General features: G+C 47.8%; 14 protein-coding genes. 8 read left to right on the top strand and 6 right to left on the bottom strand.

From position 1 onward, the window contains the following. The first annotated feature begins 17 nt into the window (after positions 1–17). Positions 18–407 carry an L-rhamnose mutarotase gene (locus E7747_RS09605; protein WP_123614301.1) on the top strand — a complete coding sequence of 130 codons (390 nt, stop codon included), beginning with the start codon at positions 18–20 and terminating at the stop codon, positions 405–407. A 63-nt stretch (positions 408–470) separates the two neighbouring features. Then, positions 471–1,772, top strand: a complete 1,302-nt coding sequence (gene fucP, locus E7747_RS09600; protein ID WP_136415633.1) for an L-fucose:H+ symporter permease — start codon at positions 471–473, stop codon at positions 1,770–1,772. A gap of 106 nt (positions 1,773–1,878) precedes the next feature. Here fucP and E7747_RS09595 read toward each other — a convergent pair whose 3' ends face one another. The 6 genes from E7747_RS09595 to E7747_RS09570 all read right to left on the bottom strand — a co-directional run bounded on the left by E7747_RS09595 (position 1,879) and on the right by E7747_RS09570 (position 9,746). After that, positions 1,879–4,305 carry a leucine-rich repeat domain-containing protein gene (locus E7747_RS09595; RefSeq protein ID WP_136415631.1) on the bottom strand — a complete coding sequence of 809 codons (2,427 nt, stop codon included), beginning with the start codon at positions 4,303–4,305 and terminating at the stop codon, positions 1,879–1,881. 269 nt (positions 4,306–4,574) lie between these two features. Beyond that, on the bottom strand, positions 4,575–6,122 hold the full coding sequence (locus E7747_RS09590) for a DUF3843 family protein (RefSeq protein WP_136415629.1): 1,548 nt from the start codon (positions 6,120–6,122) through the stop codon (positions 4,575–4,577). A gap of 100 nt (positions 6,123–6,222) precedes the next feature. Continuing rightward, complete coding sequence (locus E7747_RS09585) at positions 6,223–7,245, bottom strand: zinc-binding alcohol dehydrogenase family protein (protein ID WP_123614297.1); 1,023 nt, start codon at positions 7,243–7,245, stop codon at positions 6,223–6,225. Positions 7,246–7,293: 48 nt separating this feature from the next. Further along, on the bottom strand, positions 7,294–8,220 hold the full coding sequence (locus E7747_RS09580; protein ID WP_136415627.1) for an amidohydrolase family protein: 927 nt from the start codon (positions 8,218–8,220) through the stop codon (positions 7,294–7,296). Between the two features lie 33 nt (positions 8,221–8,253). After that, entirely contained in the window at positions 8,254–9,186 is a 933-nt protein-coding gene (locus tag E7747_RS09575; protein WP_123614295.1) for an aldo/keto reductase, read from the bottom strand. 200 nt (positions 9,187–9,386) lie between these two features. Further along, positions 9,387–9,746, bottom strand: coding sequence for a DUF488 domain-containing protein (locus tag E7747_RS09570; RefSeq protein WP_136415625.1), 360 nt, complete (start codon positions 9,744–9,746; stop codon positions 9,387–9,389). A 121-nt stretch (positions 9,747–9,867) separates the two neighbouring features. Between E7747_RS09570 and E7747_RS09565 the strand changes: the two genes are divergently transcribed. From E7747_RS09565 to E7747_RS09540, 6 genes are all read left to right on the top strand, one after another. After that, positions 9,868–11,556: a tetratricopeptide repeat protein gene (locus tag E7747_RS09565; protein WP_168185301.1), complete on the top strand. Its 1,689-nt coding sequence runs from the start codon at positions 9,868–9,870 to the stop codon at positions 11,554–11,556. 369 nt (positions 11,557–11,925) lie between these two features. Then, positions 11,926–13,998: an outer membrane beta-barrel protein gene (locus E7747_RS09560; RefSeq protein WP_136415621.1), complete on the top strand. Its 2,073-nt coding sequence runs from the start codon at positions 11,926–11,928 to the stop codon at positions 13,996–13,998. 25 nt (positions 13,999–14,023) lie between these two features. Continuing rightward, entirely contained in the window at positions 14,024–16,222 is a 2,199-nt protein-coding gene (locus E7747_RS09555) for a peptidase domain-containing ABC transporter (protein ID WP_136415619.1), read from the top strand. A gap of 1 nt (position 16,223) precedes the next feature. Next, a complete protein-coding gene (locus E7747_RS09550) occupies positions 16,224–16,418 on the top strand; it encodes a hypothetical protein (RefSeq protein WP_123614286.1) in 195 nt (64 codons plus the stop codon). An 80-nt stretch (positions 16,419–16,498) separates the two neighbouring features. After that, positions 16,499–17,185, top strand: a complete 687-nt coding sequence (locus E7747_RS09545; RefSeq protein ID WP_123614285.1) for an L-ribulose-5-phosphate 4-epimerase — start codon at positions 16,499–16,501, stop codon at positions 17,183–17,185. Then, positions 17,154–18,116, top strand: coding sequence for a cation diffusion facilitator family transporter (locus tag E7747_RS09540; protein ID WP_136415617.1), 963 nt, complete (start codon positions 17,154–17,156; stop codon positions 18,114–18,116). The genes E7747_RS09545 and E7747_RS09540 overlap by 32 nt, the downstream gene beginning before the upstream one ends. Positions 18,117–18,159: the final 43 nt, after the last annotated feature.

Below are 18,159 nucleotides of genomic sequence, written 5' to 3'. Positions count from 1 at the left end.
AAAACATATTTCTCCCTATGGAAAACAAAGAGACCGGCTATCTAATGAGGGAATACAAAGTCCCCGTCAGAAGATATTGCCGCACACTTGACCTCAAAGATGACCCGGAACTTATCAAAGAATACCGCAAACGCCATGCCGAAGAAAATTTCTGGCCCGAAATCCTTGCGGGAATAAAGGAAGTCGGAATCCTTGAAATGGACATCTATCTCCGCGGGACGCGGCTGATGATGATTCTCGAAGCTCCGGCCGACCTCGACCTTGAAGCCGCGATGGCCCGGCTCGCAACCCTCCCGCGCCAGCAGGAATGGGAAGACTACATGTCGATTTTTCAGGTAGCAGCTCCCGGAGCGTCGTCGGCCGAAAAATGGCAGCCGATGGAACGGGTGTTTCATCTCTATGACTGAAGTCCGGCTAAAGACATCTGATTTCTTACCTTAACATCAAAAAAAGACCTACATCAATCACCAATGAAAGAGAATCAATCACTCCTTCGCTACAATGGCATCAATTATCTCGTGCCGTTCATCCTGATCACGAGCTGCTTTGCTTTATGGGGCTTTGCCAACGACATCACCAACCCGATGGTGAAAGCCTTCTCTAAAATATTCCGCATGAGTGTGACAGACGGCACTCTGGTGCAGGTGGCTTTCTACGGAGGCTATTTCGCAATGGCATTCCCGGCAGCGATGTTTATCCGCCGTTTCTCCTATAAAGCCGGTGTGCTCACCGGTCTCGGCCTCTATGCCGTCGGAGCGTTCCTTTTCTATCCCGCGATGCTCACCGGAAGCTACTATCCCTTCCTTATCGCCTACTTTATCCTTACGTGCGGACTATCGTTTCTCGAGACGAGCTGTAACCCCTACATCCTTTCGATGGGTTCGGAAGAGACCGCCACACGGCGTCTCAACATGGCACAGTCGTTCAATCCCGTCGGCTCGCTGATGGGCATGTGGGTAGCCATGAACTTCATTCAGGCACGTCTGAACCCGATGGAGACCGAGGCGCGCGCCGCACTGAGCGATGCCGAGTTTGAGGCAGTCCGCGATGCCGACCTGCTTACCCTCATCACCCCTTACGTCTTTATCGGCCTCGTGGTGCTGATGATGTTTGTCGTCATCGCCGTCACCCGTATGCCCAAGAACGGTGACCAGTCACACTCCATCAATTTCTTCGGGACTCTCCGACGCATCTTCTCCATTGGCCGCTACCGCGAAGGTGTAATAGCCCAGTTCTTCTATGTCGGGGCACAGATCATGTGCTGGACATTCATCATCCAGTACGGCACACGCGTGTTCATGCTTGAAGGCATGGACGAAAAGGCAGCCGAAGTGCTGTCGCAGAAATACAACATAATCGCAATGGCCATCTTCTGCTGCAGCCGTTTCGTCTGCACCTACCTGCTCCGCTATGTAAACGCTGGCAAACTTCTCGCCGTGCTCGCCGTCGTGGCTGCGATATTGACCGCAGGCGTGATATTATTTCAGGACCGCATGGGAGTCTACTGTCTCGTCGGCGTATCGGCCTGTATGTCGCTCATGTTCCCGACAATCTACGGTATTGCCCTCAACGGTCTGGGCGATGATGCCAAGTTTGGTGCTGCCGGCCTTATCATGGCCATCCTCGGCGGCTCTGTCCTCCCCCCGCTTCAAGCACGCATCATAGACTGCGGTACTATCGGAAACTTCCCCGCCGTCAATATCTCGTTCATCCTCCCGCTTATCTGTTTCCTCGTCATAATCGTCTACGGCATCCGCCGCGCACGCGACTAAGACAATTTAAAATCGAGACATAATTTACCCCTGCCACAGCAATGAGCGGCAGGGGTATTTTTCATACTATACAGCCTCGGTTCAAGGAGGCATGACTGTATTTCTATCAATAGTGGATTTTATATGTCTTGACCGGGGTCTGTATCAGATAGATTCCGTGCTGATAAAGCTGTAGTGTGGCTATGTCGCCTGACGAAGTGATTCGCTCAACCAACTGGCCGTTGACCGCATAGGCACTGACCACAGTTCCGCTTTCGATTCCTTCGATTGTAACCAATCCGCTCCTGTCAACATATACTTTGGTAGAAGTGGCATTGACTCCGATATTCTCGACAGCCGAATTGACGTTTTCAAAAGTCACACGGAGTTCCGAATCGCCGATGAGCGACGGCGTGGTATAGCGGTTGTCGTCTGTAAGGTCCGAGGTGACATCACGGCCATTGAATGTAACGGTGTTGACTTTCCAGCCGTCCTCAGGTGTAATAGCACATGAGAATGTGGCTCTTTTCTCGATTTCAACATCAACCGATCCGCCAACAGCCATGAAAAGCGATAGTTTCACAGGATTTTCAGCAAACTTTGCATCAACCACATAGTTTGCATCAAGCTTTTCGATAATATAGCTTCTATCGGTCATTTCAGAGAGCACGTCTTTGCCGTTAAGCATTAGTGATTTGAGATGATAGCCATCTTGCGGAACAACAGAGATAGTAATATCTGAACCTATGGCGAATTCCATTACATTTTTAGCCGTTTCACCATTGACTGTCAGACTTCCTCCATACGTATAATATGGGAATGAAATCTGATAGTTCAGATTTTCCGGCATGTCAACCTCTATGATTTCTTTAAAGGTGTTCCAATAAGGAGAAGCCTTATACGTCTCGCCACTTCCTTTAGGCACATATAGCGTGCATGAATTTCCTTCCGGGATGACTGGTCTGTCTACCAACCAGCCTTGTGGAATAGGAGTTTCCGGCAACACGGCTCGATACAAGTGGATTTCCTCGATACCCAGACAGCCATCAAAAGCGTGTTGCTCAATTACAGATACATTGTGATATATGGAGAGCTTACGAAGAGCATCACAACCTTCGAAAACTCTAGAACGGATGGTTTGCAGGCTTTTAGGAAGTTCAATATCCGTTATTTTTGAACAAGACATAAAAGCGTACCTGCCTATTTCTGTAATACCTTCAGGTATAGCTACTTTTGTCATCCCGCTACATCCTGAAAAAGTGGAGCTTGGAAGAATCCCAATCCCGGACGGAATATTAATATCCTTAAGACTTTTACAATTATAGAATATATTATCTTCCATAACCTTGAGTGTTTCGGGCAATGTAACTTTTCTGAGATTAGTACAGAAAACAAAAGCACTATTTTTTATAGTATCAATAGTTGAGGGTATTGTTATCTCTGTAAGATTCTCACAATTCTCGAACATCTGAGCTCCAACATATTTCAATTTTTTTGGAAAAGTAAAGTTCACAATACCAGTTTTTGCTAACGATGCTACCGATAATTCAGTCACACTTTCAGGAAGAGTGATATGAGAGAGTAGAGTTGCATTTTCGAACGGTAACATTCCTATTTTTCTAATACCTTCCGGTATGTTTACTTTTACGAGTTTTGGTGAATTAGAGCATACAAAATTAGGTATCTCCTCCATTCCGCTTGAGAAATGAATTGATTCCAGTTCTAATGAAGATGAAAAGCAACTTTCTCCTAATTCTTTAATTGTATTCGGCAATACTATTTCCTTCAACTTATTTCCTATAAAAGTCGCAGGTCCTATATACGTTAACGTCGTGGGATAGCTAATCTCTGTTATAGGACATTGAGAAAAAACAGAGCCGTCATAAGGTCTTACACCAAGACTTTCAACGCCTTCTTCGATTGTGACTTTATACAAATTTACGCAATTACTAAAAACATCTTTGCTTACAGTCTTGATACTACCGGGAATTTTGACCGTCCGTATATTTTGACATCCATTAAAAGCATGTTCACCTAACGCGATTAGGCTTTTAGGCAGATATAAACTGTCAATTTGGGTTGCAGAGAACGCATCTGATTCAATAACTTCTAATTTCTTTGGGAAAATTCCGTTCGAGATATTTGTACGATAAAATGCAGATTCTCGTATATATTTAAGGTTTTCTGGATAGTTAATGTTTGATATTTTACTTTGGCTAAAAGCATATGTCTGAATTTCAGTAATAGCATCAGGTAATGAAACACTTACAATCGACGCATTTTCAAATGCTCTGTTACCAATTGCTGTTACTGTATACCTATCTGTACCGTTACTGACCTCTTGTGGAATCTCAATATTTGAAGCATTATACTTTTCACCACCATAAGTCACAGTGACTGTTTTGCCGTCGGGGTTGATATTATAGAAAATCTCTATCCCATTACGGTCTTTTGATGAAAAATCATAGGCAGATACTGAAGCGGATAATGCCATCAAAGCAGACAAACCCAAAGCACTGCAACACAAACGTTGTAATAATCGGTTTAATTTCATGATGAATGTGGTTTAGTTAGAAATAAGTTACTTAAGCTACAACAAGAATCATTTTTATTATTGCACGCATTCACAGCCAAAGCTGAGGCAGAATATAAATCACTTGGATGTAAAAAAAACAAATCAGGCAACCGCCTCGGCCGATGCCTGTCGCAAATGTAATGATTAATTCCGAAAAACCGAAACAATACGACAAAAAAACTCATCCCCACAGGTGAGACATCGGAAGCCACCCTGCGGGGATGAATCTTTAAAACTTATCTATATTTTCAAGGCATGTTGACCTCGACATCATCGCTATGGGTCAAGGCCACAAGAAACGGCACATTTTCTGCAAACCACGTCTTAGCCTCGGAGTCTGGAATCGACGGAGATGCAAGCCGTGCATCGGGCATAAGTCCGTTATCCATTATATATTGGCGCATTTCTTTGCTCGATTCATGACCACACAATATCATGGCACCTCTGGCTGTAGCCTCACTGACATTATAATAAGGATTATCAGGGATGGCGACGCAGGGGGCACAATCAGGCAAAATACTCATCGAACCGTCGTCATTTATAAAATAGAGAATCTCTTTTGCATTGTCCAAATCATCCGATACCGACTCGTCTATCTTTGGATTCTTGACCTTGTCCAGACCGAAACGGGCTTTAAGCTCCTTCATGTCGGCAGCCACACCTATACGGCTTCCATTATTTTTACTGATATTCCAGTCATAAGAGTTCTTCTGTGAATCCAGCCTTTTGGCATAATCCGCCTTGGCTGGACTGAAATCCATTTTCTTAGGGGTGATTGACGACATGCCATTGACTTTCCACTTGCCATTATATTCAAACAATGTAGTAATAATCTGATGGCCTACACGCACATCGCTCCATACATTTTCAGGCAGTGGGTCAAATGTCATTTCCATAATATCTCCCGCAAGCGATTCAACCTTAAAACCGTCTTGCCCTACAGCCTTGATATCATACGGAAGCATAGTCTTTGTACGGATAGCGCTTATGCCGGGTGCAAGCTTCCTGACAGCTTCATTGCCTGACAGCTCCATCATCTTGCCAAGCCAGGCCGGCGCAGTCAGAGCCAACGGTCCAATCTCGGCATTAAACGCGAAATACGCCTCGATTCCATAAGCCAACATCATTTCATTAATATTATCACCGACGATGGATTTATAAATATCGAAAATCTTTTCGAAACAATATTCCATATCATAGACCGCTGTCAGATAAGACCTTGCAGCAAGCCATGAACACATCGACCGCAGATAGATCACATCATCGTATTTATCCGCTGTATAGATGGCTTCGACAAATTCCGGCGATTCAGGAGCAGACTCAAACTCATCCATAAGGAAATCATGGATAATACCGGCCAAGGTTGAAATTGGTTGGGTCAGAGGGTTGAGCAGCGAAGCGGAAGAAATCCTGTCGAAAGCGCGCCACAGGATGAAGCGTACATCAGGCAGATTCGGTTCATCGTCAAGCAGTTCATCCTCTCTGACATCATAGAAAGGATAGACCCGGCCGAATTTCTCCCTATAAAGCGCTATAAACGCATTCCACAGGTTTATACCATTTATCTTATCTTCCAGATATGCAGCAAGTTCAACAGCGACATCCACGATGTCATCCTCGGTCGCCTCAACGGCATTACCTATCATGTCACGAATCATGCCTGCCATACGGCCGGCCATCTTGGCATAGTAAGCATCCGAACGGCATACGACACCCATCGGATGAACCTCGCGCCATCTGACTGTAGGCACGAGTATATTTTTAGAAGCTTTGCGCAATTTTGAGTTCTTTGCCATAAACTATTGTCTAAAAAAAACAGTTTCCGAACCAATAACATCCAAATATGAACAGATGATTGCTTCGGAAACCTGTCTTAAGTTTTTTTCTATAATAATATCAGAACTTCACGAGGATACGGAAGACTTTGCCGGGGTTGGCGCTCCACTTTTCGAGAGCTTCGCCGGCTTCAGCGGGAGTAACGGTTGCGGAGATAAGTTTCTCGGCATTGTCACGGCCTCCGGCAAGGAAATAACGGATCACGGCGGCGAAATCGTTTGGCATAGCGTTGCGCGAACCACGGATGTCGAGCTCCTTCTGGACAAAGAGCTTGGTATGGAACGATACATCGTCCTTGGCATAGCCTATGCAGACCACACGGCCACAGAAGGCAACGTTTTCGACAGCAGCAACGTAGGTGAACGGCGAGCCTACGGCCTCGATCACCACGTCAGGACCGTTGCCGTCGGTCAGGCGGTTAAGCTCGTCGGCAAGGTTCATCGTAGCCGAGTTGATCGAATAGGTCGCACCCAGCTCACGGGCAAGAGCAAGCTTCTCGTCGTCAAGGTCAATGGCGATGACCGTAGCACCGCGAAGCGAAGCGCGGACGATAGCTCCGAGACCAATCATGCCGCAACCGATTACGGCCACGGTGTCGATGTCGGTCACCTGTCCGCGGTCAACGGCATGGAAACCGACGCTCATCGGCTCGACAAGCGCACATTCGCGCGGAGTCAGACCCTGAGCGGGAATGATTTTCGACCAAGGCACAGCGATATAGTCGGACATAGCTCCGTGGCGCTGCACACCGAGAGTCTCGTTGTGACGGCAGGCATTGGGGCGGCCGCGACGGCATGAAGAACACTTGCCACAGGCAGTGTAGGGGTTGACTGTCACACTCATGCCCTTTTCAAAGAGGCCTGCGGGGACATTCGCGCCTACTTCCTCGACCGTGCCGCCGATTTCATGACCCGGAATCACCTGATCAATGGCCATCGGGTTCTTGCCACGGAATGTGTTGAGGTCCGAACCGCAGAACCCTACATAATGAATCTTGACCAATACGTCGTCCGGCCCTACGGCCGGTATCGGCTGCTCCTCGACAACCACGCGACCGGGAGCTACAATTTTTACAGACTGCATTTTCGTTATTTTTTTGAATTTATCTTCTGTATTTTCTGACAAAGCGCGTCATTCCGACATGTTTTTGACATACGGAAGCACGGGGAGATTTCTGAAGCCATAGAAACGCATGGCATTGTCGCCGAGGAACAGATGCTTCTCTTCGTCGGTCAGCTCCTTGGACTTGGTGATGAAGTCGTATGACATGCGGTAGGTAATGGCTGTGATGGTGCGGGGATAGTCCGAGCCCCACATCAGCTTGTCCATGCCAACCTCGGCGGCAGCCTCCTTGATGGCTCTGACTGCCGAGGGGAAGGGATAGAACTCCGAGTTGAAAAGCCATGTGATGCCTCCGGCTTCCACCATCACGTTTTTAGCCTTGGCGAGCTTTATCTGCTCCATCCAGCCTTCGGTGGTGACCATGCCGAAATGACCGATGGCCACTTTCAGGCCGGGACACTCCTCGATGACCTCTTTCATCTCGGCCACCTGCATGTCGCCGTCGGCGAGTGTGATAGAGAGAATCACTCCACGGCGCTCCATCTCCTTGAAAAGCTCCATCATCTCGGGCGAGTTGAGCCACACGCGCTTCCCGTCCTCCAGCGGAAGACGATGAGCCGGGATGGCAAGTCCACGGAAGCCGGCATCCATCAGCCCGACGGCCTGCGGAAGAAATCCCGGTTCGCGAAACTCACACATGCCGTTGACAAAGAAACGGTCGGGATATTTACGCGCCACTTCGGCGAGATATTCATTCTGCTCTCCGTCGATAAACTCCTGCACGACCACTGCCGCGGCCACCTGTGCATAGTCCATGTTAGAGAGAAAGACCTCGGCAGTGTTGCGTCCGTCGATCATGAACGGCGGGAGCATCTGGCGCTCCTCGCCCATGAAATCGGCGCGCCCGTTGGGGAGCGGACTGATGCGGCGGCCGTTGACCACCGTGTCCTGACGCAGCCACAGATGCGAATGTGCGTCAATTATGAAATGTTCCATGATAGTCCAAAGATGTAAAAAAACGGCTCGGATTTATGAATTTTTCCAGCGCACTCTCATCTGGTCGCCTATTATCTCGCGCACTTCCCTGACGAGAGTCTCGTCCATCGGCTCTTCGACAAATTCGAGATTGCGGCGTACATTGTCGGGATTGGCCGACGAGAAGAGCGTAGTGGCGATGCGCGGATTGCTCACCGCATACTGCACGGCAAGCTTCTCGATGGGATAGCCCTTCGAGGCGCAGTGTTCGGCAGCCTTGCGGCATGCCTCGACAAGCGGCTTCGGAGCCGGATGCCACGCAGGCACTCCGCGCTGCGACAGCAGCCCCATCGACAGCGGCGAGGCGCTGATGACCCCGACACCCTTCTCCTCGAAATAGTCGAGATAGTCAAGAATCATGTCATCGTTGAGCGAGTAGTGGCAGAAATTCATGATGGTCTCCACCATCCCTTCGGGAGTGTGGTCGAGCACCCACTTGATGTTTTCGGGCTGGAGGTCAGTGATGCCGACATGGCCGACCACCCCTTTGTCGCGCAGTTCGACGAGCGCCGGAAGGGTCTCGCCGACCACTTGATTGAGGTCGGCAAACTCAATGTCGTGCACGTTGATTAGATCGATATGGTCGATGCCGAGGCGCTCCATGCTTTCATAGACGCTTTCAGTCGCGCGACGGCCTGAATAGTCCCATGTATTGACTCCGTCTTTACCATAACGGCCTACCTTGGTGGAGAGATAATATTTGTCGCGCGGAATTTCGCGGAGGGCTTTGCCGAGAACGGTCTCTGCCTTGTAGTGCCCGTAATAGGGCGACACGTCGATAAAGTTCATACCACCGTCGACAGCCGTATGCACCGCTTCGATGGCACGGGGCTCGTTGATGTCGTGGAAAACCGCTCCGAGCGACGATGCTCCGAAGCTGAGAGCCGACACCTTCATGCCGGTTTTGCCTATTTCATGATATTCCATGTCCTGATTGATGAGTGAATTTTTTAAGGTTGTGGCATTTTCGATGCCGTTTACCTCGCAAAATTACAAAAAATCCGCATAATCCGGCCATGTTTTTCATCTAAAGTTCAATCTATGGAAGTTTCAGTCAGTTTTGGGTTTATAAGTGGCAGTCCGGCCTGTTGCAATCGCGCCGCCGCCACGGCTCTTTTCAAACAAATCTACAATAAGCCCCCCTCGATCACCTCCCTCAGCACCGCTGCATTGTTGTGGACGGAATCATGCGAGGAATATAGCAGCGTCACTTTCGGATGACCCGCAAGCACGGTTTTCAGGCTTGCGAATGCAGGGTTGGCGCGCAGTTCCGAGGCATAGCGCTTCACAAACTCGTCCCATCTCCCTCCGGGGTCGGAGTGAAACCACTCGCGCAGCTGCGTCGATGGCGCTATATTCTTGTCCCACAGGTCGTAGTGAAACGTCGTGTGCGACAATCCTCTCGGCCATAGACGGTCGACATAGACCCTGTAGCCGTCATCAGGCTCTGCAGGCTCGTAGGCCCGCTTGATTCTCAGTTCTTCCATTTTTTCCGATTTGAGTGTTTCAATAAGAAACAAACAGTCAGCTGTTTTTGCTCAGGACATTTGCTTTTATCGTTAAAATCATTTAACTTTGATGTTGGATTTTACAATCAATCAGTGCAAAATGTCAAGACTACAGACCTTAATCACAACCTTTATTCTTGCAATAGTTGTCGCCGCGTGTGGCGGAATGGCCGACCGACGCCTTGCCGAAGCTGAGGAAATTATGGACAATGCTCCCGACTCAGCCCTCGTAATCCTACAATCAATCAGACCTTCCGACCTGCGCTCGGAACACTCCCGTGCGCTCCACTCCCTGCTCATCACTCAGGCACAAAGCAAAAACTATATTCCCATTCCATCAGACTCCATTATCAGACAGACGGCCGAGTATTTTGACGGCACTTCCGACACGCGCCACCGCATGCTCGCTCACTACTATCTCGGCGACGTCCGTCTCGAGCTGAAATCATACGCCCCGGCTCTGACCGCCCATTTCGAAGCTCTCGACCTCGCCCGTGAGCTGGACGACAAATTCTATATCGCAATGGCCGCACGTGGCATATCGCAGATATACCACAGCAACTACTGTTTCTCCGAAGAGCTCGAATTTGCTAAAATAGCCTATGAAAATTTCCTCCTTGCCGGCAGACGGCCATTTACCGACGATGGATTGTTTTTCCTTGCAAGCGCCTATCATAATAACCATGATTATGAGAAGAGCGTCAGGCTATCCCGCCAACTTCTTGACACTATCGCAAAAACTGGCGATAAGTTTTGGTTGATTCCTACATACCGTCTGCTCGGGCTTTCACTTTTCTCAAACAAAGAGTATGATAAATCTCTTGATATCTACCAAAAGGTATGTGAATCTGCAGAGGCAAATCCATCTGATTCTGCATATTTTGGATTAGCCTGCATCAATTTAGGCGATACTGTCAAGGCTTATGATATACTCACATCCATCCCTGACATAAAAAAGGGTATAAATCATTGGCTTGGATATGAAGTATATAGTGCTCTCGACTCCACCCAAAAAGCCTTTGATATGATGACAGCCATGTATAAAGATGCCGATAGAGCTTTATACTCCTCATGCAAACGCAACATATCGGGAGCTCTGATTGACTATAATTCATATAAACATTCTATAATTCAAGAAAGACTTAAATATGTAAAGACTATCTCGATTTTTACGATTCTAATTGTATGCTTTTTGATGGCTACCATAATCTATTTTGCAATACGCCATCATAGGAATCAACAAGCAGCCATCGACAGGTATATCCGTGTATCCGATAATTTATACATCACAATTGACAAACTTCGTGAATCAGAAGAACAACTGCAAACAACCACAAAAAATCTAAAAATAACAGTTGAAGAAAACGAAAACAGAGCTAACACAATCATAACCAATCTTATCAGGGACCGATTTGACGAAATCAATAATCTATGTCAGGGACTATATGAAAACGATACGCCTGCAACTCGTAAGAAAATAGTAAATTTAGTTAATTCATTTATCAACGGATTCACTGATGATGACGCGAAAATAAAGAAGCTTGAAGATATAGCCAATCTACAATTCAATGGCATAATGACAAAACTCAGTGTCGATTTTCCCAAATTAATTAAAACCGACCGCCTATTCATTCTTTACACTTGTCTCGGTTTTTCAACCCAATCAATTGCATTCCTTCTCCATGACGAACGCATCACTACAACCTACGACCGACGCAAACGAATCAAACGAAAATTCACAACGTTCGAAGGAGAAAACAGGGATATTTACCTTGATATATTCCAGTAAAATGCTATTTTTCAACACATTTCATTGCTATAAACCTTTAATGAACCATTAATATGAATTTAAGCTACTAATAACCAACATATTATACAGGAAATCGACCTTGGAGTCCTAAATTTTTCAAACCAAACATATTATAACAAGCTTATTTAGTACAACTTGCAACATCACACACTCCTAATTTATTTCACCATTTCAACTTGATGAAAAGCATAAAACTCCCTAAATTTGTGACTTAGAAATCACATATATAAATTACAAGCCATCCCCTCCACCCCCAATTAAATACTACAGCCTTTTGCATCCAATTAATATGCAAATGAATCTAAGATATTAAAAACATTGCTCACCCACACTAATCCAAACCAAAGCATGTCACGAATTCTAATTGTATTCTTAAGTATCTGTTTTTTTACAGCTACTTCATACTCTCAAAAAAACTCTGAACAGCTGAGCGAGGTGACTGTAATCGCCTCTCGTACCATACAGAAGGCCGACGGCTATGTGGTCAATCTCAATGGATCAGACATCACCAAAGGAAAACCGGCTATCGACGCACTCAAACTCCTGCCATCAATCTCCTATGAATCAAAGACTTTAAAAATAAACGGATTTGGCGTCAGCGAAATCTATGTTGACGGCCTCAAAATCAACAATTATTCAGAGCTTGACAACATACCGGCCAACATGATTGACAAAGTCGAGGTGAGATATCTCAGCGGAGCTAACCAGAACACCTCTCAGGTTGGAGGTTCAATCTGGATTACCCTTCGCCGGCCACCGGAAGGAGGTTTCACAGGCTCGCTTGGAGGAAACGCACAAGCCATCCGCCGTATCGGCATGTCAAAGGAATCGCTTTACGGAGTAATCAACGGACGCTATGGCAAAGTCAGCTTCTATGACTACGCTTCGGCAAGCTGGACACGCTTCAAAGAGTGGCAGGATCAGACAATCACCTCTCAGTCAGAAACAACCCACATGAACGAGATGACCAACAGCCACAATGCAACCCCCCACAACCGTCTCAGTCTGACCTACGATTTCAATAAACGGACATATCTCGCAGCAAGCTACTATGTGGCTTCCCAACATCTGCGAAGTAATTCACTCACAAAAGCCGACGAGGCCAACAATAGTATCAACCAACGATATTCCATCACCTCTCAGGAAGGCACGCTGAAATTCAATTCACAGCTCAACGACAAAGGGCTTACACTGACTGTCATGGGCGACTATTTCAGCCACATCGGCCGAGCCAACCAACTTTTTCTCACACAGCCGGCCGAATCAAGTGTGTTTCACTACAAAAACACAACCAACATGTGGGAAACCTACGCCTATGTCGATCTCCCGATCAACCGGACAATGGCGTTCAACGGCGGTGTGTCTGCCAAGATTATCTCAATCCACTATCGTCCCGACGAATACCTGACCTCTGACCGTTTCGACACATCTGACATCTCAACCAACACAAAAGGCCTCTCGCCAATGGCATTTGCCTCTTTGCGCGGCGCATTCGGCCAGCTGCGCTACAGCGCCGGACTTAACTGGATGCTCAACAAAATCGAATATGAGCCTCTCGACGGCAGCGAGAGGACAAAAAACACTCAGTGGGCAATCAATCCGACCGTTCAGGTGATGTATCCATTCGGAGCAGGCAACAAACACTCATTTTCAATAAGCTACAAACACATTCTCGACAAAATACCTTACAGCGCCATATCATCATTAGTGAGATGGGAAGATGCCTATAACTACAGCGTCGGAAATCCCGACCTCAAAGCGACAACAGAGCATTTTGTCATGGCCGGAGTCAACCTTTTCAACAATCTTCTCAACCTCAACGCATCGTATTTCTACGACAACAACGCTATTACATGGGAAACTTTCGCCGATGCCAACAACGAAAATGTCTTCTATACCAAACCCGTGAACTACGACGGCGAACAGTCGTGGGCACTGCGCGCTGAACTAAACGTAAAACCGCTCAAACCGTGGCGACTCAAATTCATCACACGCTTCTCGCTCAACCCTGAGGATGTAACCATCGGAAATGTCCACTACGACAAGACCAGATTCCGTCACATATACATACTCAACAACTCATTCTCCTTCAAAAAAGGATGGAACGCATCTCTCAACGCCGACTTAGAACCGACTTACCACAGTCTTGACCGCACATATCACACTGTCTACAAAGTTCAGGGCAATATCTCCAAACTTTTCCTTAACAATGACCTTGAAGTTGGTGTGAATTTCACCCCGGTCTCAAAACGACGTAAACTTGACCGCCGGACAAACGGGACGACTGTCACTCTCCACTACACTAATCCGGAATATGTCGTCGGGGTGAACCTCAGGTGGTTCTTCCGTGGAGGCAAACAGGTCAAGACAAATATCGCTGTTGGTACACAGGACTATGAGGAGACAGTCGACACCAAATAGCCATCCGGACCAATCCCACTGACCGATGTCCGTCAGTTTCCCGTTCATAAAACAACACGACGCAATGCAATGCGGCATAGCATCTATTGCCATGATATCAGAGTATTATGGCAATAGACTGTCTATTGCTGTCCTTAACGATTATTGTATCACAAACGCTCATGGAGTCTCTTTATTAGCAATATATAATATTGTAGAAAAATTAGGGTTCAAGGCTCGTTGTGTTCGAGCTGAAATCGAAGACCTTAAACATTTAACTTTACCCGCCATAATCCATTGGAATCAGAACCATTTCGTAGTGTTACACAAATGCGACGGTAAGAAATTTCATGTTGCCGACCCTGCAAAGGGACTTCTTGTGTATTCTACGGAAGAATTCAAAAAAGGATGGACAGGGCCGACAGATGACCATAGTGACCCAAAGGGTATAATCATGCTGCTCGAACCAAACGACCACTTCGGCAAAATCAATCCCGACAGCGACGGAGAGCGCCGATCATTCCGATTTTTATCCGGCTATCTGAGACAATACAGCCGACATTTCGGACTCATTATATTCGGGCTTCTGCTCGGATGCGTCATGCAGCTAATATTGCCGTTTCTCACACAGGCAATAGTTGACCGTGGCATCCGTGACAGCAACATAAATCTCATATGGCTCATCCTGCTCGGTGAGCTTATGATTGTCATCGGGCGGACGGCCACCGACTTCATACGCCGATGGCTGCTGCTCCACATATCCATGCGCATCAACATCTCGCTCCTAAGCGACTTCTTCATAAAACTTTTGAAACTCCCGATGTCGTTTTTCGACACAAAACTGATTGGCGACCTGATGCAACGGATGTCTGACCATTCACGTGTCCAGTCCTTCCTCACAGGACAGGTTCTGAGTGTCGTGTTCACGTTTCTGAGTTTCGCGGTGTTCGGAATAGTTCTATTCATCTACGACAAGCTGATTTTCATTATATTCTCCATCGGAAGCATAATCTATGGAATCTGGATATCGACTTTCCTGAAAAGACGGAAAATCATCGACTATGAACTGTTTGAGCAACAGGCAATCAACCAGAACAAGACATACCAGTTCATCACTTCGATGCAGGAAATAAAACTTCAGGACTGTGAACGCCGTCGCCGATGGGAGTGGGAAGACACGCAAGCCGACCTGTTTACGGTGCAGATGAAATCACTCAAACTACAGCAGACACAGGAAGCTGGTAGTATTTTCATTAATGAAATCAAAAACATACTCATAACCGTATTTGCTGCAACGGCAGTAATCAACGGACAGATGACACTCGGCGCAATGCTTGCCGTGCAATATATCATCGGACAGCTCAACTCACCGGTGCAACAGCTTATGAATTTCATCTATTCACTACAGGATGTCAAAATATCCCTCGAACGAATCAATGAAATTCACGAGGGGCACAACGAGGAGAACGCCACAGAGAGTGCAAAATCTTTTCCAACAGACAGCCTATTGTCCATCAGTCTTCGAAACGTATCATTCAAATATGACCCTCACGCACTCAACAATGTCCTGAATGATATATCCTTTGACATCCCTGCCGGGAAGGTCACAGCAATTGTCGGTGCATCCGGAAGCGGAAAAACAACCCTGATAAAACTCATGCTTGGCTACTATCCGGTGTCGGCAGGGAAAATATCAATAGCAGGATTTGATATAGCAGACTACAATCTAAAATGGTGGCGACGGCAATGCGGAGTGGTCATGCAGGACGGTGTGATTTTTTCCGAGTCAATCGCCAGAAACATAGCCGTCGATGACAACGAAATCGATACTGACCGTATGCACCACGCCGCCCGCATAGCCTGCATTGACGACTATATAATGAGTCTGCCTCTTCGCTACGACACCCGTATCGGACGCGACGGCGTAGGACTCAGCAAAGGACAGACACAGAGAATACTTATAGCCCGCGCCGTCTACCGCGACCCGAAATTCATATTCCTTGACGAAGCCACCAATTCTCTTGACGCGAAAAACGAGCGTGAAACCGTCAGCAATCTTGACGATTTTTATCGCGGACGCACTGTGGTGGTCGTGGCACATCGACTTTCGACTGTCCGCAATGCCGACCATATAATCGTAGTTGACTCCGGTCGAATTGTCGAAACAGGCACTCACGAATCCCTCATAGCTTTAGGAGGGACTTATTACAATCTCGTTAAAAATCAGCTCGAACTCGGAAACTGACATGACCTCCCATAAAGACAAATCTCCACGGTTAACGACCGACATCGACATTCGCTCTGAAAAAGTCAGGCAGATATTGGGCGAAATCCCTCGTTCGCTCACACTGTGGAGCGTCGTGACTCTTATCGCCGTCATGCTCATACTGTTCATTGTACTCTACTTCATCCCTCTACCTCTCGGCAGCGGCCTGTTGTGAATTTCTATTTGCATGTTATCACGATTATTCTTACTTTTACAATCCGAAGGATAATCATAACCATCAATTTTTTAACCGACATGCTTGAAGAATTAAAAGAAAAAGTATTCCGGGCCAATCTTGACCTCGTGAAACACGGTCTTGTCATCTACACATGGGGCAATGTCTCCGGCATAGATCCGGAGACAAAACTCGTTGTAATCAAACCCAGCGGTGTTGACTACGATGAAATGAAGGCCGAAGACATGGTGGTGGTCGACCTCGACGGCAACGTGGTCGAAGGCAGACTCCGCCCCTCGTCCGACACCCCGACCCATCTTGCGCTCTATCGCGCCTTCCCTGAAATCGGCGGAATCGTCCACACACATTCCACCTATGCGACCGCATGGTCACAGGCAGGCATCGACCTCCCCAACATCGGCACTACCCACGCCGACTATTTCCATCACGCCATCCCCTGCACCGCCGACATGACTATGGAAGAAGTCATGGGCGACTACGAGCTTGAGACCGGCAACGTGATCATCAAGCGCTTCGAAGGCTTGAACCCGATGGACACACCCGCCGTCCTCGTCAAAAACCACGGACCGTTTGCTTGGGGCAAGACTCCGGCCGAAGCCGTCCACAATGCCGTCGTGCTCGAACAGGTGGCCAAAATGGCCTATATCGCCTATGGTGTCAACCCCGGACTCACCATGAACCCGCTCCTCATCGAAAAGCATTACAGCCGCAAACATGGCCCCGGAGCTTACTACGGACAAAACTAAAGCATATCTCCACACGATCCGCCGCGTCACTCTCGTCGGATTCTGGGTAAACGCTGTGCTGATGGTGCTGAAAATCATTTTCGGCATCATCGGCCACAGTGATGCCCTCGTCGCCGACGGAGTACACTCACTCAGTGACTTCGCCACCGACGCAATTGTGCTCGTCTTCGTCGGAATAGCCTACAAAAGCGCCGACAGCAGCCATCCCTACGGCCACGGCAAGTTCGAGACATTTGCATCGCTCCTAATCGCGGTCGTGCTCCTCGGAGTCGCAGCCGGCATAGGAATAGCCGGAGCCGGCAGCATCATGTCGTCGATGCGAGGCGCGACGCTCCCGCGGCCCGACATATTCACCATCATAGTGGCCTTGGCCTCCATCGGCTCGAAAGAATACCTCTACCGCTACACCATCCATGCCGGAAAACGCATCAATTCAAGCTCTCTCATAGCCAACGCATGGCACCACCGCAGCGATGCCATCTCATCCATAGCCACGCTCATCGGCGTTTCCGCAGCCTATTTTCTCGGCTCACAGTGGCGAATCCTCGACCCCGTGGCCTCAATCATAATCGCGGTCTTCATAGCCGTGTCGGCAATACAGATCGCACTCCCTTCAGTCAACGAACTTCTCGAACGCTCTCTCCCGCCCGATCAGGTCAGGAAGGCAGCCGAGACCATCGCCTCAGTCCCCGGGGTCATGACCTACCACCGTCTGCGCACCCGCCGAAACGGTCACTCCGTCATCATCGACTCACATATCAAAGTCGCCCCTGACATCAATGTAGCCGAAGGCCACCGCATAGCCACCGAGGTCGAAAAATCGCTCCGCAACGTATTCGGAACTGACATCATCACAAATATCCATGTCGAACCGTTCTTCCCGTCCTCATCGACCCGCCGGCAGTCTAACGCGACAGGGACAGAACGATAAAAAATTCCGCAACGCACCTTCCGATTCAGAAACAGCACCCGGA

This window comes from Duncaniella dubosii (assembly GCF_004803915.1).
In the GTDB taxonomy this organism is placed as follows: domain Bacteria; phylum Bacteroidota; class Bacteroidia; order Bacteroidales; family Muribaculaceae; genus Duncaniella; species Duncaniella dubosii.
The sequence above is the reverse complement of the archived record's forward strand: the minus strand, read 5'-3'. Positions and strand labels throughout refer to the sequence as shown.